The 26,040-nt window shown below is 48.8% G+C and carries 20 protein-coding genes; 8 read left to right on the top strand and 12 right to left on the bottom strand.

The features are described from left to right. Positions 1 to 78: 78 nt before the first annotated feature. Together rarD and ACN0R8_RS10070 are read right to left on the bottom strand one after the other, a co-directional pair. Positions 79 to 1,002 (bottom strand): EamA family transporter RarD, encoded by a 924-nt coding sequence (gene rarD / locus ACN0R8_RS10075; protein WP_417596998.1) that lies wholly within the window; start codon positions 1,000 to 1,002, stop codon positions 79 to 81. Further along, entirely contained in the window at positions 995 to 2,074 is a 1,080-nt protein-coding gene (locus ACN0R8_RS10070) for a hypothetical protein (RefSeq protein ID WP_417596996.1), read from the bottom strand. The genes rarD and ACN0R8_RS10070 overlap by 8 nt, the downstream gene beginning before the upstream one ends. A gap of 219 nt (positions 2,075 to 2,293) precedes the next feature. Between ACN0R8_RS10070 and ACN0R8_RS10065 the strand changes: the two genes are divergently transcribed. Continuing rightward, a complete protein-coding gene (locus tag ACN0R8_RS10065; RefSeq protein WP_417596994.1) occupies positions 2,294 to 2,746 on the top strand; it encodes an Lrp/AsnC family transcriptional regulator in 453 nt (150 codons plus the stop codon). Between the two features lie 142 nt (positions 2,747 to 2,888). Beyond that, complete coding sequence (locus ACN0R8_RS10060) at positions 2,889 to 4,100, top strand: diguanylate cyclase (protein ID WP_417596992.1); 1,212 nt, start codon at positions 2,889 to 2,891, stop codon at positions 4,098 to 4,100. 104 nt (positions 4,101 to 4,204) lie between these two features. Here ACN0R8_RS10060 and ACN0R8_RS10055 read toward each other — a convergent pair whose 3' ends face one another. Beyond that, a complete protein-coding gene (locus ACN0R8_RS10055) occupies positions 4,205 to 6,298 on the bottom strand; it encodes a methyl-accepting chemotaxis protein (protein ID WP_417596990.1) in 2,094 nt (697 codons plus the stop codon). Positions 6,299 to 6,469: 171 nt separating this feature from the next. Beyond that, entirely contained in the window at positions 6,470 to 7,969 is a 1,500-nt protein-coding gene (locus ACN0R8_RS10050) for an alanine/glycine:cation symporter family protein (protein WP_417596988.1), read from the bottom strand. A gap of 405 nt (positions 7,970 to 8,374) precedes the next feature. On the opposite strand from ACN0R8_RS10050, the gene ACN0R8_RS10045 reads away from it, so the two are divergent. The 3 genes from ACN0R8_RS10045 to ACN0R8_RS10035 all read left to right on the top strand — a co-directional run bounded on the left by ACN0R8_RS10045 (position 8,375) and on the right by ACN0R8_RS10035 (position 14,570). Then, positions 8,375 to 11,521, top strand: coding sequence for an ATP-binding protein (locus ACN0R8_RS10045; RefSeq protein WP_417596986.1), 3,147 nt, complete (start codon positions 8,375 to 8,377; stop codon positions 11,519 to 11,521). 138 nt (positions 11,522 to 11,659) lie between these two features. Beyond that, positions 11,660 to 12,553, top strand: a complete 894-nt coding sequence (locus ACN0R8_RS10040; protein WP_417596984.1) for a response regulator — start codon at positions 11,660 to 11,662, stop codon at positions 12,551 to 12,553. Between the two features lie 307 nt (positions 12,554 to 12,860). Further along, positions 12,861 to 14,570: a cation:proton antiporter gene (locus ACN0R8_RS10035; protein ID WP_417596982.1), complete on the top strand. Its 1,710-nt coding sequence runs from the start codon at positions 12,861 to 12,863 to the stop codon at positions 14,568 to 14,570. An 81-nt stretch (positions 14,571 to 14,651) separates the two neighbouring features. Here the strand turns inward: ACN0R8_RS10035 and ACN0R8_RS10030 are convergent, their stop codons facing one another. Then, on the bottom strand, positions 14,652 to 16,763 hold the full coding sequence (locus ACN0R8_RS10030; RefSeq protein WP_417596980.1) for a PAS domain-containing protein: 2,112 nt from the start codon (positions 16,761 to 16,763) through the stop codon (positions 14,652 to 14,654). Beyond that, positions 16,760 to 17,770 carry an ABC transporter substrate-binding protein gene (locus ACN0R8_RS10025; protein ID WP_417596978.1) on the bottom strand — a complete coding sequence of 337 codons (1,011 nt, stop codon included), beginning with the start codon at positions 17,768 to 17,770 and terminating at the stop codon, positions 16,760 to 16,762. The genes ACN0R8_RS10030 and ACN0R8_RS10025 overlap by 4 nt, the downstream gene beginning before the upstream one ends. Positions 17,771 to 18,081: 311 nt before the next feature. Between ACN0R8_RS10025 and ACN0R8_RS10020 the strand changes: the two genes are divergently transcribed. The 3 genes from ACN0R8_RS10020 to ACN0R8_RS10010 all read left to right on the top strand — a co-directional run bounded on the left by ACN0R8_RS10020 (position 18,082) and on the right by ACN0R8_RS10010 (position 21,159). Next, positions 18,082 to 18,522, top strand: coding sequence for a hypothetical protein (locus ACN0R8_RS10020; RefSeq protein ID WP_417596976.1), 441 nt, complete (start codon positions 18,082 to 18,084; stop codon positions 18,520 to 18,522). A gap of 92 nt (positions 18,523 to 18,614) precedes the next feature. Continuing rightward, positions 18,615 to 19,829 (top strand): EAL and HDOD domain-containing protein, encoded by a 1,215-nt coding sequence (locus ACN0R8_RS10015; protein WP_417596974.1) that lies wholly within the window; start codon positions 18,615 to 18,617, stop codon positions 19,827 to 19,829. A gap of 100 nt (positions 19,830 to 19,929) precedes the next feature. Further along, positions 19,930 to 21,159 carry an EAL and HDOD domain-containing protein gene (locus tag ACN0R8_RS10010; RefSeq protein ID WP_417596972.1) on the top strand — a complete coding sequence of 410 codons (1,230 nt, stop codon included), beginning with the start codon at positions 19,930 to 19,932 and terminating at the stop codon, positions 21,157 to 21,159. Between the two features lie 45 nt (positions 21,160 to 21,204). Here ACN0R8_RS10010 and ACN0R8_RS10005 read toward each other — a convergent pair whose 3' ends face one another. The 6 genes from ACN0R8_RS10005 to sufC all read right to left on the bottom strand — a co-directional run bounded on the left by ACN0R8_RS10005 (position 21,205) and on the right by sufC (position 25,826). Next, the gene (locus ACN0R8_RS10005; protein WP_417596970.1) at positions 21,205 to 21,525 is read right to left on the bottom strand and encodes a Rieske (2Fe-2S) protein; all 321 of its coding nucleotides are present in this window, start codon (positions 21,523 to 21,525) and stop codon (positions 21,205 to 21,207) included. A 117-nt stretch (positions 21,526 to 21,642) separates the two neighbouring features. After that, positions 21,643 to 21,819: a nucleotidyltransferase domain-containing protein gene (locus ACN0R8_RS10000; protein WP_417596968.1), complete on the bottom strand. Its 177-nt coding sequence runs from the start codon at positions 21,817 to 21,819 to the stop codon at positions 21,643 to 21,645. Between the two features lie 46 nt (positions 21,820 to 21,865). After that, positions 21,866 to 22,411 (bottom strand): putative Fe-S cluster assembly protein SufT, encoded by a 546-nt coding sequence (gene sufT / locus ACN0R8_RS09995; protein ID WP_417596965.1) that lies wholly within the window; start codon positions 22,409 to 22,411, stop codon positions 21,866 to 21,868. 54 nt (positions 22,412 to 22,465) lie between these two features. Then, on the bottom strand, positions 22,466 to 23,698 hold the full coding sequence (locus ACN0R8_RS09990; protein ID WP_417597274.1) for a SufS family cysteine desulfurase: 1,233 nt from the start codon (positions 23,696 to 23,698) through the stop codon (positions 22,466 to 22,468). A gap of 71 nt (positions 23,699 to 23,769) precedes the next feature. Beyond that, a complete protein-coding gene (gene sufD, locus ACN0R8_RS09985; protein ID WP_417596963.1) occupies positions 23,770 to 25,077 on the bottom strand; it encodes a Fe-S cluster assembly protein SufD in 1,308 nt (435 codons plus the stop codon). Beyond that, positions 25,074 to 25,826, bottom strand: a complete 753-nt coding sequence (gene sufC, locus ACN0R8_RS09980) for a Fe-S cluster assembly ATPase SufC (RefSeq protein ID WP_417596961.1) — start codon at positions 25,824 to 25,826, stop codon at positions 25,074 to 25,076. Before sufC ends, sufD begins: the two co-directional genes overlap by 4 nt. Positions 25,827 to 26,040 lie beyond the last annotated feature (214 nt).

Here is a 26,040-nt window from a genome sequence, read left to right as displayed (position 1 = left end):
GGGCATCTGTCTTTATTAAATAGGCAGACTGACCTAAGCGGGAAAAGCGCAGCTTATCTCATCCGGCAGAACAATCAACTAGAGGTCTGCCGGGCTCGTCTCCATGGCCTGTCGGCGCTGCCGGTAACGGGCAAGGCGGCTCTCCCCGGTAAAGAGCAGCAACCCCAGCCAGATCATCCCAAAGGTTACCAGCTTACTGCTATCCAGAGGTTCTTCATAAACGAAGACCGCCAGAACAAAAGTAATACTTGGTGCTAAATACTGGAAAAAACCTATCATCGACAACGTCAGTCGACGGGCTGCACCAGCAAAAAACAATAAAGGGAAAGTGGTCACCAGACCGGCGGCTACCAGAAGTAGGTCGGTTTGCAAGCTCTGGTGACCAAAAACCAAAGAACCTTCAGACTGCATCCAACCGAGGGCGATCAATCCAACTGGCAATACGATCAGGGTTTCAATAAACAAACCCGGTACAGCCTCCACCACCAGCTGTTTGCGTAAAAGGCCATAAAACCCAAAGCTAAAGGCCAGTACCAGCCCAACCCAGGGCAGGCTACCAAACTCAATTAACTGATACAGAACCCCTAACCCTGCAAAACTTAGTGCCAGCCACTGCATAGGCCGTAGCCGTTCTGACAGAAAAATCATACCCAGAAAGACACTGATCAAGGGGTTTACAAAATAACCAAGACTGGTTTCCAGTATGCGCCCTTCCGCCACAGCCCAGATAAATACCAACCAATTCAGGGAGATAATCAGAGCTGTTATCATCAGGCCTCCCAGTAACCTAGGCTGCCGGAAGACCGCAACCACCTTACCCAGTCGCCCGGTAAAACCGATAAAGAGTGATAGAAACACAACCGACCAGATGATCCTGTGCACCAGTATCTCAAAAGCAGGCACTTGGGCTACCGATTTAAAATAAACCGGGGCGATTCCCCAGATGGTGTATGCCGCCAGAGCAAAGATTACCCCCTGACGCAGATCTTTATCTTCAGCCACGTTCTACCACCTCATTATTAACAGTTGATACCGGATTAATGCCTGCTTTGTCAGCAGCCGAGTTGTGGATGTTTACCATTCCAGTTACCAGATAGCTTTGCCAGAAACCATCACTGGCATAACGCAGAAGACGGGTAACAATCGCCACCAGAGTCAGGCTGAATATCAGACGGAACCAGAGCGCCGCTGAGATATCCGCACCCATCACCATAATCAATAAAGTGTCTTCGATCAGGCTATGACACACGCTCAAAAGCAGCATAGCCGCAAAAATATCTTTCTTATTGATATGCCCCTTGCGGGACTCCTCTATCAGTAACCCGCCACCAAAAGAAAGTCCGAGAGTCATACCCACAATGGTCAGACTCGCAGCCTCAGGGCGAATACCCAGTAAGCGTAATACAGGCTTGAGCAGGAAAACCATCAGACGCTCTACGTGTATCCAGCGCAGAAAACGCAACAGACTAATCAGGCTGGCGATGACCAAAACAATCATGGCAAAGCTCTGTAGCTGCTGCCAAACCCACTCTGAAAGAGTTGTCCGCTGCACTTCGGGTTGCCATACAAGCTCAACGGGGTACTGCAGCCAGTTAAAAAAGTCATAAATATGAAACAGCAAAACCCCGAAGATTAGCGCAGTCACCAACCGCATTATAAGAGCTGCGAGCAAGCGTACACCTGCAATCTGCACAATACGTACCTCTATGGGTAGGCTATGAGCCACCAGCATCATACCGCCTAAAATACTGACTTGGGCAACAGTCATCGGATAGTCTGGCACTAACTGAAAAAAGATCATCAGCCCTGCATAAATATTGGTGATCAAATTGGTCGCCAACACCAACCCCATTGCCTCCGGTAATCCCACCAGAGCCATCAGAGGTTCAAGCACACGGGCGATAACTGGAATCGCTCCCAGCTCCTCCAGAACCCTGACGACAATCAAAACAGGGATCATCAGCTTGAGCAGAGTCCAGCTGACATTAAATATTTCACGCCCTAGTGATGGCAGCGTCCTGCCACGGAACCCCTGCCACCATCGCAAAAAAGAGAAATGATCTGTTACCGCCATATACCGATGCCTTAATCAAAGCCTGAATCTATCGTTTCCGGACGAAACCGATCAGGGTTAACTACGCCGGAGAAGGAGCCAGTTTACTCCGCTTTATTTTTATAAAATTTCTTTTATCTTTGTAAAAGCGAAGAAATATTTCTTTTTCTTTCAAAATAGATATTATAATTAGAAAAAAATATACACATAAGAAATATTATTAACCTACGAGATCTACCGATGGATCGTATCGATAAGCGGATTCTCAACCTACTGCAGAAAGACAACCGCATCAGTAATCAGAAACTGGCCGAAACCGTTGGCTTATCAGCTCCTGCTTGCCTGAAGCGGGTGAAAAAACTGAGGGAGAGCGGTGTCATCATGGCGGACGTTTCCATCGTCAGTCCACAGGTGGTGGGCCACCTGATTAATGTGATTGTAGAGGTGGAAATGGACAGGGATACCTTGGATGTTTACGACAGCTTCAATCGTCAGATGAGTGCCTGCCCTGAGGTCACCCAATGCTATCAGGTCACCGGCGAAGTGGACTTTGTTCTGGTGGTTCTTGTGCCGGATATGCAGGCCTATGAAGCCTTCGCTCGCCGGGAGCTAGCCAACAACCACTACCTGAGAAAGTTTCGTTCCCTGATCTCCCTGCGCCGAGAGAAATTTCGCACAGCCATCGAGCTTTGATTCTCACTGCACTATAACGCCTATTGATATATAGCAATGGATTGCTATCTAACAGAAGACGTCCCTTTGCCCCACCCGTTTAACTGATTACATTACCCCTTCGACTCAATCCCACGATATAACAGGCACTCAGGAAACGACCTTGCGTGCCAAGGATGAAGGCAAAGTGGATACACTGATACTCTCGATCTACCAACTTTTTGGCGTCAATTCTAAGGAGCAGTTTGCTGATCTGGTCAGCGCTAAGGGTCATCAGGAGATTATTCGACAGCACAGGGCAGACCTTATTGCCAGTCGTATTTTTCCCTTCGCCGTTCTGTTTGGTATCGTCGTGCCAGCCTGGGGTATCCTCGACCTGATCTACTTCCCCACAGAGATCGCTCTGACCTTTGTTGCCATGCGCCTGGCATCCGGTGGTGCCTTTTTTATTCTGGCCTATATCACAAAAAAAGTACGCATTGGCATGAAGCGGGCACTAACCAGTCTGATGGTCATGCTGATGATTCCAACACTCTTCTACCAGCTCAGCACGCCCCTGATCGCATCAGCAGAACTGACCGGTATGGCAACGACCCTGATGAGCCTTTATGGCCTGCTTCCCTATGTCGTGATCGCATCCCTGGCCCTTTTTCCATTAACACTGAAAGAGTTCTCTCTTTTCTCCCTTGTGCTGGTTATTTTATCGGGCATAGGCCTCTATCGCAGCGAGGGTAATGACCTGAATATGCTACTGGCTCAGCTATGGCTACTGTTGGTCATTCTGGGTGTTTCCATGTTTTCTTCCCTGCAACAGGTACGCTATCTGATCTCTCAGATGGTAAAAGCCAGCTATGACGGCCTGACCAAACTACTGACCCGCCGGGCAGGTATGGATATTATGGAGTCACTGTTTCGGGCGACAGGCCTTCAGCAATCCAATTTCTCAGTGCTTTTTTTAGACCTGGATAAGTTCAAAGGGATCAACGATACCCTGGGGCACGATGCCGGGGATGAGGTTCTGCGACAAACGGCCAAGACACTGAGTGAAAGTATTCGCCGTGGTGATGCGGCTATCCGCTGGGGTGGGGAGGAATTTCTGATTCTGTTGCCACATACGGATTCTGAGTCAGCCAAGAATGTTGTCAGTCGCCTTATGAATCGTGGTCTGGCAACTTTGCCCGACGGCACATCGGTTACAGCCAGCATAGGGCTATCAGAACAGCACGAAGACAATACACATAGCTGGAAGGATCTGGTGGATATTGCAGACAAGCGCCTCTATCACGCAAAACAAACGGGGCGGGCTAAGTGCGTTGCCCCGGATGGTAGTGAAGTCCACTTTCCTGCACAGAATTCCCAGGTTAAACCTAATTAAAACAACGCACTATTCTGACATCTCAATATAGAAATCAGCTCCTGAATAAGCAAACTTCAGGGGCCGGTCTCTGCTAAAGCCAGCAAAACTGTCGACAGAAAAGATCAGTATCTGAAGCGACCCAGCTGGGACTCCAACTGCTTAACTAACTCTAACAAAGCCTGACTCTCCTGGTTGGCGGCAACAGCACCATCAGCAACCAGACTGGTTTCATCACTGATATTAACGATATTGCGGGTAATATCCTCAGTTACCGCCCGCTGCTCCTCTACCACGCTGGCCATCTGTGTGGTCATATTATCGATCTCAGCAATTGCCCCTACGACCTGATTAAGATGCGTGGAAGCTTCTTCTGCCATCAGCAAGCACTCATCCGACTGAGCGTTACCATGCTGCATCGCTTCCAGGGCCTCTTTGGCGCGTAGTTGTAACTGGTCAATAAGAGCCTGAATTTCTTCTGTGGATTGCTGGGTTTTAGAAGCCAGCGTGCGAACCTCATCTGCCACAACAGCAAAACCACGACCCGTCTCACCAGCCCGGGCAGCCTCAATCGCTGCATTCAACGCTAATAGATTCGTCTGTTCAGAAATCCCCTGAATCGTTTCCACAATCTGGCTGATATTCTGACTGTCTGCCGCCAGCTGAGCCATGAGCTCTGATGTGCTGGAGACCTGGTCTGTCAAATGCCGAATAGACTCGGCACTACGATTCACATTTTCTGCACTGTTATCTACGGAGCCTTTCGCCTCACTGGATGCACTGGCTGTTGTCGTTGCAATCTGTGCAACCTCTCCGGCAGAGGCTGACATCTGGTTGATTGCTGTAGCAATCTGATCAACCTCAGCCCGCTGCTTCTCAATACCCTGAGTACTATTATCAGAGATCTCTGCCGCCCGGCACGCTGACCCCTCAACATCGCCCATGGCAGAAGCGATATCTTTAACAATACCGTGTGTTTTTTCGATAAAGGCGTCAATATTGTTTGAAAGCTCGCCCACCTCATCGCTCCGTTTAAAGTTAAGGCGCTGAGTCAAATCCCCATCCTGAGAAGCTAGCTGCCCAACCATATCAGCTGCGCGGCGGATAGGAGCAGCGATCCCCTGTGCAATCAACACCAGCAACACAATACCTAACCCCGTCACTAAAAGGCCGATAGTGATCGTTGCCGCCATGCTTTCCCGAAACTGTTTCAGCATTGACGACTCAACCTTCTTGGCGCCAGCAAGAACCCACTCAGCATCCTGGTGGATAATCACAGCCCATGGGGTAGAAACACCATCAGGTGAGATAGGCTGTACAGACCAAAAGCTGGAACCGATCTGACGGGTCACCGCTTCACCCGATTTTACACTCGCCAGCAGAAACTCTTTTTCCATGCCACTATAAGTTTTAGTCAATTCCAGCTTGTCATCGGAGTCAGCGGCCACTAAACCTTCATTGCTCAGCATAAAGACCTGTCCTTTTCCTTCATAAAGCGAGCGGTCGGCCTTATCCAGCAGTGTTTTCAGGAAGCTAAGCTCCATATCGGTACCGGTCATTCCAACGACTTTGTTTTGCACAATAATGGGCATGGTAATCGATGTGCCAACAATGGTTTTTTCTCCGGCCTTCCAGGAATAGGGCCCTATCAGACACACGGACCGGCTTTCAATCGGGCAGCTATACCAATCGCCATCGCTGGCTCCGGCAGCCGTTGCAGCTTGTGCTTCTTCTACTCCCAGCGTGCGATATCCCATGGAGCCATCATCATTCAGGAACCAATAAGGGGCAAACTGACCATTTTCATGGGTATGTAGCGCACCATCATGAAGCGCATCATCATCTACTGCATTTTTTTTCCAGGCCAGGTAGGTTCCCATAACAATGCTCTTATTTTGCGCAAGAACATCACGGGCATATCCATAGAAGCGCTCCCGACTGATATCAGCGCCCTGATCGGCAATAAAACTGGTGGAAGTATCCGTCATGGCCTTTGCTACAGCTAGAGCTCGGTTCAGCTCAATTTGAGTTTTTCCCGCTTCCGCCACAGCCGAAGCAGACATCTGAGCCAATGCTTTCTCGGTTAACTCACTGACGACCATAGATCGGGTTTTCTGCTCTACCTCGCTGTTTTTCCAGCCAAAAGTTCCCAGAAGAATAATAGATGAAAGCGCCAAACAGGCACCGGTTGCAATAGCGATGCGGGTTTTTATTTTCATAACACATCCTGACTGATAGGGTATTTACATAGCTAAAGCACAAATCCTGCCAAATAGGTATTTGGCTCATGTAAATAAAAAAAGGCACGCACCCAAGTTAGGGTGCGTGCCTTTTTATCAGTAGCCGCAAAGAGAATTTACGGCTTCACCGGACTGTCGTTTTGTTTATTTTTATTCGCCTGCCTGCTCTTTGTTAGCCAGACGCTTCTCCCAGTAGGTAGCACCTTTAATGCCCAACTTCTGAGGATCAAATGTGTACTCTGTTACACCTGCTTTCTGTTGCTCTTCATAGTCCTTCAACACCTTCATGGTCGGCTTGGACATAAAGAAGATGATGATGATACCGACAATGTTTAGCCATGCCATCAGGCCAACACCTACGTCACCAAGGCCCCATGCCAGATCAGCAGCCTTCACCGCACCATAAAAAGTAGACGCCATAATGGCCACTTTCAGTCCCAGAACCAGGCCCGGAAGATTGATGGTACGCTTCAGATACGCAACATTAGTTTCTGCAATATAGTAGTACGCCAGAATCGTAGTGAAGGAGAAGAAGAAGAGAGCCAAAGCGATAAACGGCTTACCGAAGCCAGGCATAGTGGTTTCAATCGCCATCTGAGTGAATACCGGGCCGTTAGCCGCGATATCCGCTGCAATGTTCTGAACCAGGAAGGTATCACCAACGCCATGAACGTTGTAGGCACCTGTGATCAGGATCATAAAGGCCGTCGCAGAACACACGAACAGGGTATCGATGTATACGGAGAAAGCCTGAACCAGACCTTGCTGCGCAGGGTGGTCAACCTCTGCAGCTGCCGCTGCGTGAGGACCAGTACCCTGACCGGCTTCATTAGAGTAAACACCACGCTTAACACCCCAACCAATTGCAGCACCAAAGCCCGCCATTGGAGTGAAGGCATCGCCCAGAATCTGACCGATGATCGCAGGGATCTCAGCAATATTCAGCAGAACGATAACACTTGCAATGATGATATAACCCAGCGCCATGAAAGGCACAACGATCTGAGTAAAGTGCGCAATACGCTTTACACCACCGAAGATGATAAAGCCCAGAACCAGAACCACAACCAGACCGGTGAAGATCTTAGCAGAGCTCAGCTCGCCCAGACCGGTCTGAATCATCGCACCAGAACCAAAGGTTGCTTCTACCGCGTTACCGATACTGTTCGCCTGAACCCCCGGCAATAGCAGGCCACACGCCATGATCGTTGCAATAGCAAAGATCCATGCGTACCACTTCTGGCCCATCGCTTTCTCGATATAGTAAGCCGGGCCACCACGATACTGACCATCCTGCTCTTCTTTATACAGCTGAGCTAGGGTTGATTCTGCATATGCTGTTGCGGCACCAAGGAAGGCAACAACCCACATCCAGAAAACGGCACCAGGGCCACCGAAGCCAATAGCAGCAGCAACGCCTGCAATATTACCCGTACCTACCCGACCAGACAGCGAAACAGCCAATGCCTGAAAGGATGAGATACCTTTGTCAGAGCTTTTTCCGGAAAATAGCAGGCGCCACATTTCGGAAAAGTGCCTGACCTGAACAAACCGGGTCAGTATAGAGTAGAACAAACCGGCACCCAGGCACAGGTAGATCAGTACCGGACTCCAGATAATGCCGTTCATAAAATCGACAAATGCTTGCATTAAAAATGCCTCCCGTTAGAGGTAAGCGCTTAAGCGCTTTTTAGTTCTTAGATTTATAGTAAATTACACGTGGAATATATTTATCAGACGACAGTCCTGAAAGGGATTTTACCTAAGTCGAAACAGAAAAGTACCCTGATTTTATGACTTATCAGGCACAAAAAACCTATTAATAAGAAAAATACAGAATAACCCTACAATCAAAACAGGATAAGTCAGCAATAATTATTGCAGCTTTAACAGATAATGCCGATACAGTACAGAAGCCCCTCAGAATTCAGCTAGAATTAATCTCATTAACAGGCTTATAACTCGGTTTAAAGATGAAGAAAGCCAGTGATGCACTAAAACTCACGGCCATAAGCCCTTTAGACGCACGGCTTCCCCGTGGTTAAGGAATGATGCATGTACCCTCTGCTAGAAATGGACAGGCCACCGGTCAAAATACGGACTGTTTTTTTGCGTATTTTTCTGCCTTTAGCACTCATAACCTTGCTGGTCTGCGGCCTGCTCACCCGTATCCTTTATGAAAACGAACTCAACCTGATTCGCTTGCATGAACAATCGCTTCTGGAGAGAAGCGCCCAAAGCCTGCAGCAAAACCTTCAGCCGCCACAAGACCACCTCAGAAGCCTCATTACAGAAGCTCCTGTACTCTACAGCCTTAGAAACCCAGCCGACAATCTTAAAGCAATGGAAGGTAGCTTTGCGTCACTATTAAGCCGCAACAAAGACTACTTTCAGGTTCGCTGGATAGACGAGACCGGACAGGAACGCTTGCGCCTTGAACCCACACAAAATAGCCCCTACGGGTATCTTCGGATCAAGAATGTACAGCTACAAAACAAATCAGAGCGTTACTATTTTCGAGCCACTCAGGCATTGATTGGCAGTAACAGGCTATTTCTCTCCCCAATGGACCTTAATGTTGAACAAGGGAGCATAGAGCGCCCTATACGCCCAACGCTACGTATGAGCATTCCACTTCAGGATAGAGGAGAGAACCGGGGCATTATTATTATCAATATCGATATGCGAAAGAATCTCAGTGATCTGCAACAGGTTCTGGAGCCTGATACGAACCGAATGCAACTGATCAGCCCCCAGGGATACTGGCTTCAGCACCCGGATAATAAATTGGAGTGGGGCTTTCAGCTACCCCATGGGCAAACCTTCAAAAAACAATACCCTAGTATCTGGCAGAGAATGCACAGTTTCAGCCAGAATCAATGGATTCAGGACCAAGGCCTTTGGAGCTGGGCCCCGGTTTATCCGGACAATGATCCTCAAATATTCAACAATCAGAGTATGGGATGGCTGCTACTTGAGCAGTCTCCTGAAGTCATTAACCAGCTACGCCTGAAATTCTGGGGTGGTGCTTTACTCTTACTCCTGCTGACAACCGCTATCAGTGGCTATATTCTGCAGCGGCTGCTTAAAGCTCAGCAAGCGCAGCAGCAGGCAGAAAGCCTGGCCCTACAGAATCAAATGCAGGCAGATCAGCTTAATAAACAGCGGGAAGATGAACAGCGCTTCCGGGTTATTTTTAACGCCTCGCACACACCTCTTTTAGTTTGTAATAGTCAAGGCAATATCACGCTGGTTAATCCAGCGCTGGAAAAACTCTTTGGCTACAGTGCCTTTGAGCTTTCAGGCCTGCCCATTGAGCATCTGATCCCTGTAAATATGCGCAAACAGCATATTAAAAATCGCACCAATTACCTGAACCACCTGCGCCCGCGCCGTAAAATGATGAAAAATGGTGAAAGCTTGCAGGGTGTCCGTAAAGATGGAGAACTTATTAACGTCGAAGTCGGTTTAAGCCCTTACGAAAATAAGGGAGAGACTTATATTCTGGCAACCCTGGAGGATATCAGTAGCCGGATACAATCAGAGCGCATGATCGCAGAGCTACACGCCAGAAAAACACGCCACCTGAAGAAAGCCAGAAAAGATGCAGAGCGCCTGGCCCGCCTGAAAACCGACTTTCTAGCCAATATGAGCCATGAAATCCGTACACCGCTGAACGCCATTCTGGTCCTGAGTGAGTTACTCGACCAAGAGCTGACTGAGCAACAGGCATTTTCCGAAAATACCAGAGAGCTCAGCAAAAACATTCAGCAAGCGGGAGAAAACCTGCTATTGATTGTGAACGATATTCTTGATTACTCCAGGATTGAAGCAGGGGGTTTAAGCCTGGAAGAAACCCCTTTCACATTACAGGATCTCTTTCCCCAAATACTCTCCATATGCCGCCCTCAAGCAGATAAAAAAGATCTGATGCTACAGCTGGACCCCGATGGCAATGAAAGATTACGCCTGATTGGCGACCCTTATCGTATCCGCCAGGTACTGCTTAACCTGGTCAGTAATGCCATAAAATTTACAGTTCAGGGTAGTGTCAGCATCAGGATTCATGCTCTGAAAAAAGAGCAAAATCAGATCAGCCTGCAATTCAATATCACAGATACAGGCCCGGGAATTGAACCGGAACAGCAAACTGCAATTTTTAATGCTTTTACCCAGGCTGATAGCTCAGTAACCCGGAAGTTTGGTGGTACGGGCCTAGGGCTTGCCATCAGCCAGCAGCTACTATATATGATGGGAAGCCAGTTGGAGCTCAGTAGTCAACTTGGTAAAGGTAGCGACTTTAGCTTTACCTTAAATCTGCCTCTGGCAGAGGAAGCAATCTCTGAAGATTTTTCAGAATATACGGAACCAGCCAGACCCGAAGCATCACTCTGCCTTGAGGGGCTAACTCTTCTGGTTGTTGATGACAGTGATCTTAATCGGGATCTTGCCCGACGCATTATTGAGCGGGCCGGAGGCGTGACAGTGTTAGCAGAAAACGGGGCCGATGCACTGAGTAAAGCAGAGAGTATGGTAGAAACACCACCAGACCTGATTCTCATGGATCTGCAGATGCCTGTTATGAGTGGTTACGAAGCAATCAAACAGCTTAGGCAACGACCTGCCTATCAGCAAACCCCAGTGATCGCCCTGACCGCAGATATTACAGAATCGGCCCATAAACAAGCCTTGGAGCATGGTGCAGATCAGGTATTGACGAAACCTTTCACCATACACCAGATTATCACGTGCCTGAAAGCCTGCCTTGATGGAAACAATAAAACAGACAGTGCCCCAAAAGATATGCAGCACCAGGGCGCCACACCCTTAATACAGCAAGCCTCCCAGGTAGAGCAGCACCCTATCATGGACGAAAAAGCAGCTCTGCTAAACTGGGGTGATGAAGAATCTCTGCAGCATTTTCTGGCACAATTCCAAAGACAGTACAGCCATTGCTGTCAGGAGATTACCGAATATCTTTTGGCAAATGAACGCAAGCAAGCCGAAGGTCTGGCTCACAAAGTTAAAGGGGCGGCCGGCAGTCTTTATCTGTGCGCTCTGGAGTACAAACTCCAGCAACTGGAGCACAAGCTGCGGGAAGGAAGTGAAACGAACGAAATGATCAGAGAACAAATATTACCAACGATTTCTGATACGTTAAATAATACACTGATATTTATCTCTAGCTATTCTGGTAAATAGAAGCTAACTATAATCAGGTAATAAGCATATTGAAGAAATAAGCCCTGTATACAGATAACAAACCATCGCTGACTATCAACCGGATACAGGCTTTGTAACAGGTCTCTTCAACACAGTTAAACAGCGTAAGGAGCAGCTATGAAGCCCTATCAGGTTCTTTTAATTGAGGATGAAGAGATCATCGCTGGGTTTATCGAGCACACTCTGGCTAAAGAAGATATTCAGGTTGTTCTTATGCCTAATGCTGAAAGTGCCTGGACCTATCTGCAGGATAATCCCTATCAGACGGATGTCATCTTACTGGACCGCCAACTACCGGGTATGGATGGCATTGAATTTCTGCAGCGATTAAAGCAGGACACTGCACTACAGCGAATTCCCGTCATAATAGAAACGACGGCATCGGATCAGGAAAGTATTCAGCAAGGGATCGATGCAGGAGCTTATTACTATCTGGTCAAACCTCTGCAACGGGAGCTGTTAATTCCTATTATTAATGAAGCTGCCAGCCAATATCGTGATTTCTGCACCTTGCAGGAGACTCTGAACGAAACATCCCAGGCTCTGCAACTCATGAGCCATGCGGAGTTTACACTGCGTACGTTGCCAGAAGCTCGTTTATTGACCAACACACTCAGCCAGATCTACCCTGAGCCCAAAAAGGTTGCGACAGGTCTCCTGGAGTTACTGGTCAACGCTATCGAACATGGTAATCTGAATATCAGCTATGAAGAGAAAACACTTCTGTTAATGAGCCGACAGTGGCATGAAGAAGTGGAAAATCGGCTGAGGGACCCGGAATATAAAGAACGTCGGGTGCACGTCAGTTATCGTAAAGAACCCAACCGCATTATGCTGACCATTACCGATGATGGTAGCGGCTTCGACTGGGAACCCTACCTAGAAATCCAGCCTGACCGCGTCTTTCACCTACACGGCCGCGGAATTGCAATGGCCCGCAGAATCAGCTTTGATTCTATCGATTATCAGGGCAATGGCAATCGTGTTGTCGCGATGGTTCAACTGGGATAATTCCGCTGGTTAGGCTAATATACCCGCGATTTTTCGGGTTATCTCAGGTATTGGTATCGGATATACCGTGACGGGCACCGGGCGTGAGAACAGATACAACTCTACCTGTAAGCCTCTGAAGCATTATCTGTTTTTTCGTCTTTATTTCTCCCGTCAACCTGATCGGCGATCCAGCTGATAGCTGGCGCAATAAAAGCGCAACGCCCAATCAGTAAACTCGGCGCTGAACCTTTCGGTTTGATCTTCAGCAGGCTCCGTCAACCTTCTGGATTGACATCACGCTCATCGCAAATAACGGAACAAGCGAATGCACCTGGACACATTTATTACCTCAGCTTTGATGGTTCTGATCGCAACCTCAATTGCGGTTGCCGTTTTTAAACACTTCGGGCTTGGCTCTATTCTGGGCCTTCTGGTGGCAGGGATTGCTGTCGGTCCTCACTCCTTTGGCCCTGCGATCACAACAGAAGTGGAAGATGTCCGTCACTTCACAGAACTCGGCGTGGTAATGCTGCTGTTTCTCATCGGTCTGGAGATGAAGCCTGCAAGGCTATGGTCAATGCGGCGCGAGGTATTTGGTTTAGGCTTACTGCAAATTCTGCTTTCCGGTGCCGTCATTGCAGCTTATTTTCTCTTCTTTGAACCTCACTGGACCAGCGCTCTTCTCATCGGCCTGACCTTTGCGCTCTCCTCCACCGCCATGGTTCTGCAGATACTGCAGGAAAGCGGAGAGATCAACAGTCGTCACGGTACCGCTGCTTTTTCTATTCTGCTGATGCAGGATCTGGCCATTGTACCTTTGCTAGCAATCGTGCCAATTCTATCCCAAACCGGCCGCTTATCTTCTGAAGTGCCTATGTGGCAGCAATTCAGTACTGTCGTCGGAATGCTGGCACTGATCGGTGTTTTTGGCCGCTATATTCTGCCGATGACTCTGGATGCGCTTTCAAAACGGGGTAACAAAGAAGGCTTTTTGCTCGTCGTACTTATGGCGGTTTTCCTGTCAGCCTGGTCTATGCACCATGCCGGTATTTCCATGGCCCTGGGTGCCTTTATTATGGGGATGCTGTTATCCGGCTCGAAGTACCGCCTGCAGGTTCAGGCACTGATTGAGCCCTATAAAGGCATGCTGATGAGCCTATTTTTTGTGGCTGTAGGTATGTCAATTGATATCAGTGCCCTGGCCTCTAAACCACTACTCTTTATGCAGCATGTTGTCGTTATCGTAATACTGAAATTTATTGTATTACTGGGTCTGGCAATGATGTTTGGTTATATTCGCCAACAAGCGATCCGCATTGCACTGCTCTTGTCCCAGGGCGGTGAATTTGGCTTTGTCCTTTTTGGCTCCGCCAAGGCTCTGCAGGTTATCAGCGATGAAACCTTTGTACTGGCTGTTGGTGTTATTTCTGTTTCTATGGTTGTCACGCCTCTGGCGCTGAAAGCCGCAGATATGCTGAACCACATGCTCTCCGGCAAGAAAAGCACAGAAGATACCCCCCAGATTGAAATTCCGGTGCAAAACTGCCAGGGCCGGGTAATTATCGGTGGCTTTGGTCGTGTTGGTTATACCGTCGCAACCTTATTGGAAGAGCGTAGCGTCCCTTATATTGCCTTTGATACCAATCCAACCCATATTGCCAAAGGGCAGGAGCTGGGTATGCCAGTTTACTATGGAGATGTGGGTGATCATCATCTGCTGGAGGCAGCACATATGCATGAGGCTTCACTGGTCGTTATGACCATCGACCATACCCCTTCAGCGCTACGGGCTATTCAGCATATCCGTACGGATTATCCCAACGTGCCCATTATTTCACGAGCGCGTGATCTGGCGTCCTGTAACGAACTTATCGAGGCTGGAGCCAATAGCGCCTTTCCTGAAGCCCTGGAAAGCAGTCTGCATCTTGGGGGAGAAGCGCTGAAGATGATCAACGTGAAAGAGAACGAAGTAGCTACCTTACTGGATACTGTTCGCGAGGACGGTTATCAGGCACTGATAACGGATAAGAACTAATCTCTGACCCAAGCAGCAAAGCAAGATAACCAATGAGGCACTGAATATTTTCAGTGCCCTTTCAGAGGTAGTGGTCAGTGGCTATTCAGTGTCAAAATCGCTCATATAGGCAGCATAAAGACTGTACTGGTTACGCCCGGCTTGCTTAGAGCGATACATGGCAAGGTCGGCATAACGCAGAAGTATATCTCCGGTCAGGGCATCATCAGGAAAAAAAGCCACCCCGATACTGGCGGTAACCCGGCATTCATGACCCGCTATGATATAAGGCTTTCCTATAACGGTAACAACTCTCTCAAGGCCAACAATCGCATCTTCAGTTTCAGTCAGGCCGGAAAAGAGCAGTACAAATTCATCCCCTCCCAGACGGGCGATATCATCATGCTCCTGCATACAGAGTTTAAGCCGGTCAGCAACAGCCTGCAGTAACTCGTCACCCATATCATGACCATGAGTATCATTAACCTGCTTGAAACCATCAAGGTCCATCATGGCCACCGCCAGAATCTTATGATTTACCTGGCTGTCAGCTAACTGTTTAGTTATATTTTCTTCAAGAAGGCGCCGGTTTGGTAAGCCCGTTAAGGCGTCATAAAAGGCCAATTTTTTTAACTGATGCCGACTTTCTTCCAGCTGCTTCTGGACTGCACGAATTTCAGTGAGATCCATATGGGTACCCACAAGGCGTTCCACGTGGCCACTTTCATCTTTCAGGGCAATAGCTCGGGATAAAGCATAAACCCAGTGTCCCTGTTTATGCCGCAGTCGAAACTCAACTTCATACTGGTCTTTTTTTCCAGCCACACAACGGGCGGCTTCTTCCCTGGCAGCGAGTAAATCATCCGGATGGAGCAGGCTCTCCCATACTGAAAACTTGTTTTCCAGTTCATCATCAGCATAGCCAAGCATGCTTTTCCAGCGCGGAGAGAAATAAATACTGTTGTCTCTCAGACGCCAATCCCAGAGGCCATCATTTGACCCCTGCATCGCCAGCTGGAACTGTTGCTGGCTCTCTTTCAGTGCAGCCTCAGTTCTTTTTTGCTCACTGATATCGGAGTGAGTACCTGTGACCCTAAGCGCGTTACCGTCACTATCACGCTCAAACACCATACCTCGGTCCAACACCCATTTGTAATCTCCCCTTTTGCAACGCATACGGTAGGTCGCATGGTAAACCTCTGTCTCACCCGCCAGATGAGCATCAATACGCCTGATAGCCTCTTCTAAGTCATCCGGGTGCACACGATCTGACCAATCCTCAAAGGTATTGCCTATTTCATCTTCCCGGTAGCCCAGCATCCGTTTCCACTGACTGGAGAAAAACAAACTATTGGTGCGCAGCCCCCAATCCCAAACACCATCACCCGCAGCATCCAAGGCTTTAACCCAACGCTCCTCACTGCGCCTGACCTCTTGCTCAGCCATACTCACTTGAGTCATCAGTTCATTGAAGTTTTCTGCCATCTCCACCAGTTCACAACTACCTTCAGGTTCAACCCGAGCCAAGGCATTGCCTTGACCATACTCCTGCATACGCATTCTGATCAGCTGCAACGGCTTAACAATAAAGCGGTTCAAAATAAGGGTAATCAGAAAAGCGGCAACAAGTGCAAATACCAGAAGGCGAATCCACTGTTTCGGATTCCAAACCTGTTGCGTTAACGCCGTCATCGCCAGGGATATGTCATATTCCACCACAAGAGCAGCAAGACGTTCCGGGCGCAAGGACGTACTACGCTCAAGCATTGTGACCGGCATGACAGAACAAAGGTGATTTTTACGACTGGGGTGGGCCACAACGACAGGAGAGGATTCAGTTACAGCCTCACCGACCCAGGTTCGCCGGTAGCAGCTGACATCCCCGACTTTTGAACCTTTTAATGAGAGCTGGTTAGCTAATAAGACACGTCCCTCATCAATCAGAGCAATCACCCTGAACTGGGTGCTGGCAGAATAACTGGTGATAAAACCTTCAGCGGCAGCCCGGTTATCGGCCAACATAAGGTCGGATACTGTTTGCCACATTCGAGCAGAACTTTCATTAAGACGCTGAAGCTGACGGGATTTTTCCTGAGGCACCAAGGTATATTTATATTCCAGCCAACGATCAAGTATCACTAAAGTGACCAAAATCAGGCTGATCAATATTGCCAGGCCCCGGGTAAGCCGCCAGCAGTTATTCAGTCTTATCATTCATCAGCCCTAGGTAAAAAACTATCCGTCAGAAAATCATCACCAATACTGATCTTTTGGCTCAGCAAGCCGGTATTAAGCATCATCTGCTTAAGCTGGAATATCTGCTGTCTAAATACCCCGGACTCGCCTAATAGGTTTCTGTTTTCCTCAAGGTCCGGGATACGGATGCTTTCAAAGCTGCTCAAGACCTGATACGGGGGTATTTTCAGACGCCCGGACATAATACTCGCGGACTCAGCACGGTTTTCGGCCATAAATGTCAACGCGCGAAAATGCCCAGCTAGAAGGTGACGTAACTGATCCGATCTTTTTCGGGCTGTTTCTTCATGCACAACCAGTACATCCATAACCCTCCCTGGTATCTCACTGCTATCAAAGAGTACATGACCACCTTCCAGCGCCAGTAACGACTTAAAAGGTTCAAAGGTAACAACTCCGGCAACAGCCTCATCCTGCCACATCTTCAAGTGTTCATTGACTGGGGCATTGCGAACAGAAATCTCATATTTTTCCAGGCCCGCTTTATCCAGGGCACTTTGCATAATAATAGCGCCTACAGCGCTTTTCTCGACAATCAGAGTGCGACCGGAAAGCTCCTGAAGCGTTTTAATCCTCGGCTTAGCGATAAGTACATCTGCGCCGTGGGAAAAATCCATTACCGCAATAACCCTCAGATCCCGAACACTGGCCTGCAGGGTAAGGGCTTCATCCATTGTTAATGCAGCTACATCCAGCTGACCAGCCTTGAATGCACGTAGAACCTGTGTAGCATTTATACTCTCCGTCAGAGACACCTGTTCAGAGCTAATAAATTTTTTATCACGGGCAATATAAAGGCTTTCATAACCCGGCCAGATATTGGTACCAACTTTCAGCGGTGGATGCGTTTGTTCACATCCCTGAAGAAAAAGAAGCATCAGAAATAAAAAAGCAGCCAATATGGCTATAGCACCCTGATGGCCTAAACCCACCAACGGCCTGACAGAAAAAAACGATAAAGACACCTTCATAAATCACCTTTGCAGGTCGTGCATCATTCTGTTCGCTTTTTACAGCAAATATGTGGCCAGTAAACCAACAGAGAAAAGAAAGTGTTCAAAATATCGCCATATTGGCCACTGGAAAATAAAGTGCGCACAAGACTTATCTGATAGACCAACCATTCTAAACACACAATTGCCAGTTTGGCGACAGGGCTGCAAATACCTCTAACCATTTTGCTGCAATAAACGATCTGTCACTCTCAGGGAGCATAGCCACCTTCACCGTTTAGAGTCATAATGCGCATAAACCTTTACAGGCCTGAGGCTTAACTATGTTGCTTGATGAAGCTCAAACAGCTGTTTCTGATCTGTTAGAAGCACTGCATGAATCACTGGATGATTATCAGGATAACCTTCAGCGTTTGCACCGCGCAGAGATCGCTCAGGAATTCAACGATGCGATGAATCGACGGACACAGCTGGTTAAAACCCTGGAAGAACGTATAAAAAAAGAGCTTTCTCTGCGCCCTCGTGCAGCAGATACAGAACGCGAGGACTTTAACTATCTGTGGAGCAAGCTTAAAAGCCTGGTGTTCGATGAGCAGGAAATGATGCTTCAGGAGAGGGCTGAACAGGAACGTCAGTTAATCAGCCTGGTCGCACGCTGCGAAAGCTTTGACTACCCTGAAAGTGTCAACCTGCAACTAAAAGCACTGCATCGGCACCTGACAGAGCAACTCAACCAGATCAAACATTTTCAGCTATCAGACTGAATAGAGAGAAGCAATAAGATATATTTGTATAGAATCTTTATAAAATTAAGATATGATCAGTGAAAACACAAATATAGCCACGGAGTGATCACATGGGTTCTCTTAACCAGCTTTGCATCACACGACTCACCTTTTGTGATAGCGACCTTATTCGTCGCGGGTTTGAACTGACATATCATGACACTCAACATACGGCCAATTCCTTAGAGGTCAGCGCTAAAGTTGCCAGCTTTACACTCCTGGATTACGGGCTTGATCAGGCCGGTGAAAGCGGCAAGGTGCTGCTAACCATCACTAAAGCCTGGTTACCCAATGCCAGTACACTTCCTGCTGCTAAGATTCAGGATCGGCTTGTACTTCAGCTCGATGAAGATATTTCCCCTGACCCCATCACACTGAATGCGTTGCATCACATTCGCAGTAAAGGGTTTCAGGTTGCCCTAACAAATTACACTATCAATGACCCGCGAAAAGCTCTTTTAAGTGAAGTTGATATCGTAAAAATTAACTGCCAGAAGCTGATGCCATGCGACCTGAAGCGTCTTTACGCAGAATTAAAAGGTTATTCCGTTGCGTTAATGGCCGGACAGATTGAAAACTGGCAGATGTTTGAGCAAGTGCGGGCAGCAGGCTTCGATCTTTATCAGGGCAGTTTTCTGGGTAAACCCGAGCTTTTGGATACCCCGAAAAACAGCACAAACCGTATTCTGCTGGTTAAACTGATGACGCTTCTCTTTGATGACAAAAGCAGCATCCAAGAGATCGAAAAGGTGATAGAACAGGAGCCGACTCTTTTCTATCGACTGCTCAAGTTTGTCAATTCCGCTGCATACCAACTGCCTAATAAAATCGATAGCCTGCATCAGGCTGTCATCTATATTGGCACTGAGACCCTGCGAACCTTGGTTGCTATTCTTGTTTGGGCAAAGGACGACCATAAAGCTTATACGGTCTTGCCACAGATACTTACCCGAGCCAAATCTTGCGAACTGCTGGCGAAAGAACTGGGGCTTGCTCCTTCAGAGCGTTACTTTACATTGGGCTTTTTATCCATGTTAGATGTCGCCCTAGATCAGCCTCTGGATAAACTCATTCTCAGTTTGTCACTCCCGGAAGAGATGCAAAATGCACTCCTGAAAGATGAGGGATCACTGGCAGAAGTTTTAAATTTTGTGCGTCAGTGGGAAAAAGCTAACTGGGAAATACTGCAACAGAATCAGATGTTCTCTTCGGAAAGCACACCTGAACTGATGCAGCAGGCTCAACACTGGGCACAGGAAACAGAAAAAGAGATGCAGAATATCTGAAGATAAATACCAGCGTCATTGTTAAAGTACATCCCTACTGGGAGACATTTCAGTTTTCCGGCATCATTGCTTGATATTCGACCACTATCAGGAGACCTCAGTGTCTGAATTAAACCATGCTGATGACGTATTTTTTCTGGCCCGTCAGGCGATAGCTGATCGGGAACTGAACCTCATTGGCTATGAGTTACTCTACCGCCGGAGTAAAACAGCAACCCATGCTGACATTCAGGATCATCTGCAGGCCAGCGCCCGGGTTTACTCAACAGCACTACTGGATCTTGGAGTCGGTCAGTTAGGCTCTGGTCTTCCTGTATCCCTGAACATACCCCAGCTCTGGTTGGAGCAGGATGAACTCTTCCCCACCGTAACCAGCCAAATTGTACTGGAAGTTCTGGAACAGGTGCGGCCGACAAAACAGGTGATAGAGTCACTCAACCGCCTGCGCAATAAAGGTTATACCATTGCGCTGGACGACTTTGTGCTGACAGAGGAAAACATGGCGCTAATTCCATGCGCTCAATGGATCAAGCTGGATACCCATCAGTATAGCCAGAAAGAACTGAAGGAAACGGTCAAGGCTCTGAAGCCTTATCCGGTAAAACTGGTGGCTGAAAAAATCGAAAACTGGCAGGAATATCGCAACCTGGAAGCCATGGGCTTCGATTATTTCCAGGGCTACTTTCTCTCCCGACCTCAGGTTTTTAAAGGACATCAGGCCAACAGCAGCCAGAAAGTATTGCTTGAGCTTCTTCATGAACTCTACAAAGACGATATGGATGTTAATCAACTGGTGGACACCATTGTCAAAGACCCTGGTATGACTTATCGCCTGCTGCGCCACATTAACTCTGCAGGTTATATGTTCAAGAAAGAGATCAGAAGTATCCATCAGGCTATTGTTCTTCTGGGCCAGGAGCGTCTGCGCTCTATGGTAAGTCTGCTACTGTGGAGTAAAAGCCCCTACCGTACCAGCTCTCAACTACCGGGAATTCTGGTTCGGGCAAAAGCCTGCGAAGAGCTGGCACATTTTTACGAGTTAGATCAGATTCAATGCTGCTTCACCGTAGGTGTACTCTCCAATCTGCACCTGGCACTGGGTATGGAAGCCGAAGAAATGGCAAATATGCTGAGGCTCGAGCCTGCCATCGCTGACGGCCTACAAGGAAAGGGCATTCCCGGTGAGATACTACAGCTGGTGATTGCCTATGAGCAGGGTGACTGGGATGCGATGGAAGCTTCTGACTGGTATCGGCCAGAGGTAAATGACTGCTTTATGAATGCCATGAACTGGGCTGATACCGTTGTTGGTGAGATGAGTAAAGAGTAAGCAGAGGCTGGAGATGACGGCTTCCAGCCTTAAAAAAACCCTAAGTTAGTCTTCCGGTTCGTCGGCCACCTCAACGACACCCTCAACGATGCGCACCGGATAAACATCAATATCTTCGTATGCAGGCGGTGCTGTTACTTCACCGGAGCGCAGGCAGAAACGGGCACCGTGACGGGGACAAACAATTTCACCATCCTCAATACAGCCTCCTTCCAGAGAGCCGCCATCGTGGCTGCAGACGTTCTCTACGGCATGAAACTCACCATCCACATTCGCTACCAATAGCTCAATATCATCCTCTGTGGTCACTAACTGATATTCACCATCAGCGATGGCGGCAGCAGCATCTACCTTAATCCAACCCATGTTATTGCTTTCCTTCCGGTTCAGTCTTCAGCCAACACAATCTGCGCCAGCCGGGTAAAGTCATTCAAGTGTTTATCCAGAACGGAAATTACAATCTCGATATTCAGGTTCTGGTAATCATGTACGGCTATTATCTTCATCAGAAACCGGCTGAGACGGCAGAATCGCCAGATCCAGATCACCATGCTCACCGGCACGACCAGAAGCAAAAGAACCAAACAGATAAGCAAGCCGGATACGGCCAGCGAAAAGGCGCTCAATAATATCGGGTAAGGCTTTCAAGTCTGTTGTCATAATGATCGACCTACAGGAGGAAGGCTACCACGCAGAACCAGCCTGATCAGAACATACCTGTGGCAAGCTTGGCATCTTCGCTCATCATGTCGCGATTCCAGGGCGGGTTAAAGACGATCTCCGTCAGTACCTTGGATATCTGAGGCGCACCCAAAATTTTACGGCGGGCGTCTTCGGCAATCACATCCCCCATACCGCAACCCGGTGCTGTCAGGGTCATCTTGATAATCACTACCGTTTCACCAGTGAGCAGTTTATCGATCCGGCAGCCATAGACCAAACCCAAATCAACAATATTGACCGGAATTTCCGGGTCATAACAGGTGCGCAGCTGCTCCCAGACAAAAGCTTCCAGCTCTTCTGCTGTGGCATTTTCGGGCAGTGTCGGGCGCTCTTTTGCTTCACCACCAAGGGCGTCAAGGTTATAGCTTTCGATCAGGTAAAGGCGGCTTTCAAAGCCAACACTGACACTACCGCCTTTAGCCTGCATCACCGTCACTTCACCACCTGCTGGCAGAGTGACCGTTTTGCCAAAGGGAATGGAAATCGCATCCACATCCCGGCTAAGAATAATTTTATCGTCTTTTTTCATGGCGCTTTATTTTTCCGGTTCCGGTTTGGCCAGACCTGACCTTAAGAATCTGGCCTAGCGCAACATATCACAGGCACGGTTCAGCGCCGCAATAAAGATATCCACTTCCTCTTTGGTGTTGTACAGAGCAAAAGAAGCTCTTGCCGTCGCATCGACACCAAAGTGGTGCAGTACCGGCATCGCACAGTGGTGGCCGGTACGGATGGCAACACCCAACTGGTCAATCAGCACGCCGATATCCTGAGCGTGAACCCCATCAATCACAAAGGAGATCACACCGGCCTTATGCTCAGCGTTACCAAGAATACGCATACCGGGAATCTGCTGCATCTGCTCGGTGGCGTAGTTCAGCAGAACTTCTTCCCAGGCGGCAACTTTATCCAGATCCGCCTGCATCAGCCAGTCACAGGCAACGCCCAAGCCGATCCCTTCCGCGATGGCGGGTGTACCTGCTTCAAACTTGTGCGGCAGCCCCGCATAGGTGGTTTTTTCAAAGCTGACATGGTCGATCATATCGCCACCGCCCTGCCAGACCGGCATTGCGTCTAACAGCGTTTCTTTGCCGTACAGTACGCCGATACCGGTCGGGCCATACATCTTATGAGCTGAGAAGGCATAGAAATCACAATCCAGTTCCTGCACATCTACCTTCAGATGCGGTACCGCCTGAGCACCATCCAGTAGTACCGGAATTTCATGCAGATGCGCCAGATCGACAATCTGTTTCACCGGGTTGATCGTACCCAGTGCGTTGGAAACATGGGTCACCGAGATCAGCTTGGTTTTTGCACTGATCATGGCGTTCAGTGCCGCCATATCCAGCTCGCCATCTTCATTCACCGGAGCCACCTTCAGCACAATGCCCAGCTGGTCCCGCAGAATCTGCCAGGGCACGATGTTCGCGTGGTGCTCCATCATGGAGACAATCACTTCATCACCGGCTTCCAGCTGACGACCAAAGGTGTTGGCTACCAGATTAATACCTTCCGTCGTGCCGCGAACAAAGATCACCTCTTTTGAGGAGCGCGCGTTAATAAACTGACGCACCTTCTCGCGAGCCTGCTCATAAGCATCGGTGGCTTCACCGGACAGGAAGTGTACACCACGGTGAATGTTAGAGTTCAGCTCTCGGTAGTAAGCGTTCATGCTTTCGATCACCGCTTCCGGCTTCTGCACCGTAGCGCCGTTATCGAAATAAACCAACGGCTTACCATGAACCGTACGCTTAAGAATCGGAAACTCTTGGCGCAGTTCCAGCATGTAAGCGGCCAATTCGGCCTCATTCATGTCGATTCCCGCTACGTGAGCTTTTACAGGAGCATTCATCTCAGGCATTCCCTCAATCGCGCCAGCCCCGTTTACACGAGGCCTTTCAGGTTGAACTTCTCAGGCAGACGACCGGCTACCGCGTCTTCAAGGCGGTCATGAACCGCCGGAATTTCAATACGGTCAATCACCTCGTTGGCAAAGGCCAGCGTCAGCAGGCCACGAGCCATCTCTTCACCCAGACCACGGGAGCGCAATGCGAACAGTGCGTTCTCATCCAGCTGACCTGTGGTGCTGCCGTGGGAGCACTTTACATCATCGGCGTAGATTTCCAGCTCTGGTTTAGTGTCAATTTCCGCTTTATCCGACAACAGCAGGTTGGCATTGGACTGATGGGCTTCAATCTTCTGGGCATCTTTATGCACAACAGCACGGCCATTGAACACACCACGGGAGCGGTCGTTCAGAATGCCTTTGTAATCTTCGTTGCTGTTGGTGTGCGGCGCATTATGGTTAACCAGCGTGTGGTTATCCAGATGCTGACGACCATTACCCAGATACAGACCGTTCAGATTCACTTCGGCACCTTCGCCACTCAGCTCTACCTGAATATCCTGACGGGCCAGTTTGCCACCCAGACACACATTATGTGAGGTAAAGCGGCTGTCACGCTTCTGATCAATATGCATGCTGGCAATGTGATACTGCTTACTGCTTTCCTGCTGCAGCTTGTAGTGGGTAATATTGGCACCATCCGCCAGATCCACTTCCGTCACGACATTCGTCAGATTGGCCGCTTCATCAGCACCTGCGTAATGCTCAACAATGGTTCCCTGAGCGTGAGTACCCGCTTTGATCAGAATGCGCGGCTGTACCAATACCGGGTTTTCCTGTGCGGTGGCGACAAACTGCAGGTAAACCGGCTGTTCCAAAACAGCGTTTGCTGCCAGATCAATCAGTACACCATCCTGCCACCCCGCAAGATTCAGTGCCGTAAAACCGCTGAAATTCGCCGCAGCCGTCTGACCCAGAACCGGTTTAGCGGCATTGGCATTTTTCGCCAGTGGCAGCACCTGAACACCTTGCGGCAGACTATTAAGCGTGGATGCTTTTTCAGAGAAAATGCCGTCGATAAAGACCAGTCGAATCCCATCCAGTCCCAAACTGCTCTCTTTTATTAAGGCTGCAGCATCTGCCTGCTCGTTTGGCAGTGAGAACTGACGCTTAGCCAGTGCTTTAACATCGGTGTATTTCCAGTTTTCCAGACGGGCATGGGGCAAACCCAGCACCGCAAACTGTTCAACAGCACCCTGTCGCAGGTCGGTTAACCAACCCGGACCTTCGCTGATCTGCGGGGTTACCGCGCTCAGCCACTGATCGGTAAATTCGGCCAAACTCATTGAGCCGCCTCCTCGATTACCCAATCGTAACCGTGTTTTTCCAGTTCCAGGGCCAGTGACTTATCACCGGATTTAATAATCTTACCATCGGACAATACGTGGATATGATCCGGCACGATGTAGTCCAGCAGGCGCTGGTAGTGGGTAACCATCACAATAGAGCGTCCGGCATCACGCAGGCTGTTGACCCCTTCAGACACCACTTTCAGTGCATCGATATCAAGACCCGAATCGATCTCATCTAACAGGGCCAACTTCGGCTCAAGAATCAGCATCTGCAGAATCTCGTTGCGCTTCTTCTCACCACCGGAGAAGCCTTCGTTTACCGAGCGGTGCAGGAAGCTGCTATCCATCTTCATAAACTGCAGTTTTTCACGGACCAGCTTCATAAATTCAGGGGCTTCAATCTCTGGCAGACCCAGGTGCTCGCGCTTGGCGTTCAGCGCCGCTTTCAGCAGATATACGTTTTTAACCCCCGGAATCTCAACCGGATACTGGAAGCCCAGCAGCAAGCCCGCGCGGGCGCGGTCTTCAATTTCCATCTCCAGCACATCTTCACCTTCAAAGGTGATGCTGCCGCCGGTCACTTCATAACCGTCACGACCTGCGATAACTGCTGACAGAGTGGATTTACCGGCACCGTTCGGGCCCATAATAGCGTGAACTTCACCGGGATTAATGGTCAGGTTCAGGCCTTTTAGAATCTCTTTATCTTCAACACTAACGCGCAGGTCTTTAACTTCTAACATGTGGTTTTAACCTTTTCTGTGGATGGCGGCCTGCTTCGGCTGCACCATCAAATCTGAATTCTTTTTCTGTTGAGCTGGCTAATTTTGGAGCTGGCTATTGGCTATGGTGCTAATAAAGCCTGCCGGTGTTTCCTGTTGCAACGTAGCCATGGATGGCGAAATCTGATTGCTGCAAAACAGGATGTTTTGGCAATCAGCAACAGGGAACCCGGTG

Source organism: Oceanospirillum sp., from assembly GCF_048265165.1.
Taxonomy (GTDB): domain Bacteria; phylum Pseudomonadota; class Gammaproteobacteria; order Pseudomonadales; family Halomonadaceae; genus Oceanospirillum.
Note: the sequence above shows the minus strand (reverse complement) of the source record. Positions and strands in the feature narration are given on the sequence as shown.

What these genes read in the sequence shown, in the direction of transcription:
- ACN0R8_RS10070 (WP_417596996.1), bottom strand. Translation starts at nt 2,074, where the DNA reads ATGGCGGTAACAGATCATTTCTCTTTTTTGCGATGGTGGCAGGGGTTC.
- ACN0R8_RS10065 (WP_417596994.1), top strand. Translation starts at nt 2,294, where the DNA reads ATGGATCGTATCGATAAGCGGATTCTCAACCTACTGCAGAAAGACAAC.
- ACN0R8_RS10055 (WP_417596990.1), bottom strand. Translation starts at nt 6,298, where the DNA reads ATGAAAATAAAAACCCGCATCGCTATTGCAACCGGTGCCTGTTTGGCG.
- ACN0R8_RS10050 (WP_417596988.1), bottom strand. Translation starts at nt 7,969, where the DNA reads ATGCAAGCATTTGTCGATTTTATGAACGGCATTATCTGGAGTCCGGTA.
- ACN0R8_RS10045 (WP_417596986.1), top strand. Translation starts at nt 8,375, where the DNA reads ATGTACCCTCTGCTAGAAATGGACAGGCCACCGGTCAAAATACGGACT.
- ACN0R8_RS10040 (WP_417596984.1), top strand. Translation starts at nt 11,660, where the DNA reads ATGAAGCCCTATCAGGTTCTTTTAATTGAGGATGAAGAGATCATCGCT.
- ACN0R8_RS10035 (WP_417596982.1), top strand. Translation starts at nt 12,861, where the DNA reads ATGCACCTGGACACATTTATTACCTCAGCTTTGATGGTTCTGATCGCA.
- ACN0R8_RS10030 (WP_417596980.1), bottom strand. Translation starts at nt 16,763, where the DNA reads ATGATAAGACTGAATAACTGCTGGCGGCTTACCCGGGGCCTGGCAATA.
- ACN0R8_RS10020 (WP_417596976.1), top strand. Translation starts at nt 18,082, where the DNA reads ATGTTGCTTGATGAAGCTCAAACAGCTGTTTCTGATCTGTTAGAAGCA.
- ACN0R8_RS10015 (WP_417596974.1), top strand. Translation starts at nt 18,615, where the DNA reads ATGGGTTCTCTTAACCAGCTTTGCATCACACGACTCACCTTTTGTGAT.
- ACN0R8_RS10005 (WP_417596970.1), bottom strand. Translation starts at nt 21,525, where the DNA reads ATGGGTTGGATTAAGGTAGATGCTGCTGCCGCCATCGCTGATGGTGAA.
- ACN0R8_RS10000 (WP_417596968.1), bottom strand. Translation starts at nt 21,819, where the DNA reads ATGACAACAGACTTGAAAGCCTTACCCGATATTATTGAGCGCCTTTTC.
- sufT (WP_417596965.1), bottom strand. Translation starts at nt 22,411, where the DNA reads ATGAAAAAAGACGATAAAATTATTCTTAGCCGGGATGTGGATGCGATT.
- ACN0R8_RS09990 (WP_417597274.1), bottom strand. Translation starts at nt 23,698, where the DNA reads ATGAATGAGGCCGAATTGGCCGCTTACATGCTGGAACTGCGCCAAGAG.
- sufD (WP_417596963.1), bottom strand. Translation starts at nt 25,077, where the DNA reads ATGAGTTTGGCCGAATTTACCGATCAGTGGCTGAGCGCGGTAACCCCG.
- sufC (WP_417596961.1), bottom strand. Translation starts at nt 25,826, where the DNA reads ATGTTAGAAGTTAAAGACCTGCGCGTTAGTGTTGAAGATAAAGAGATT.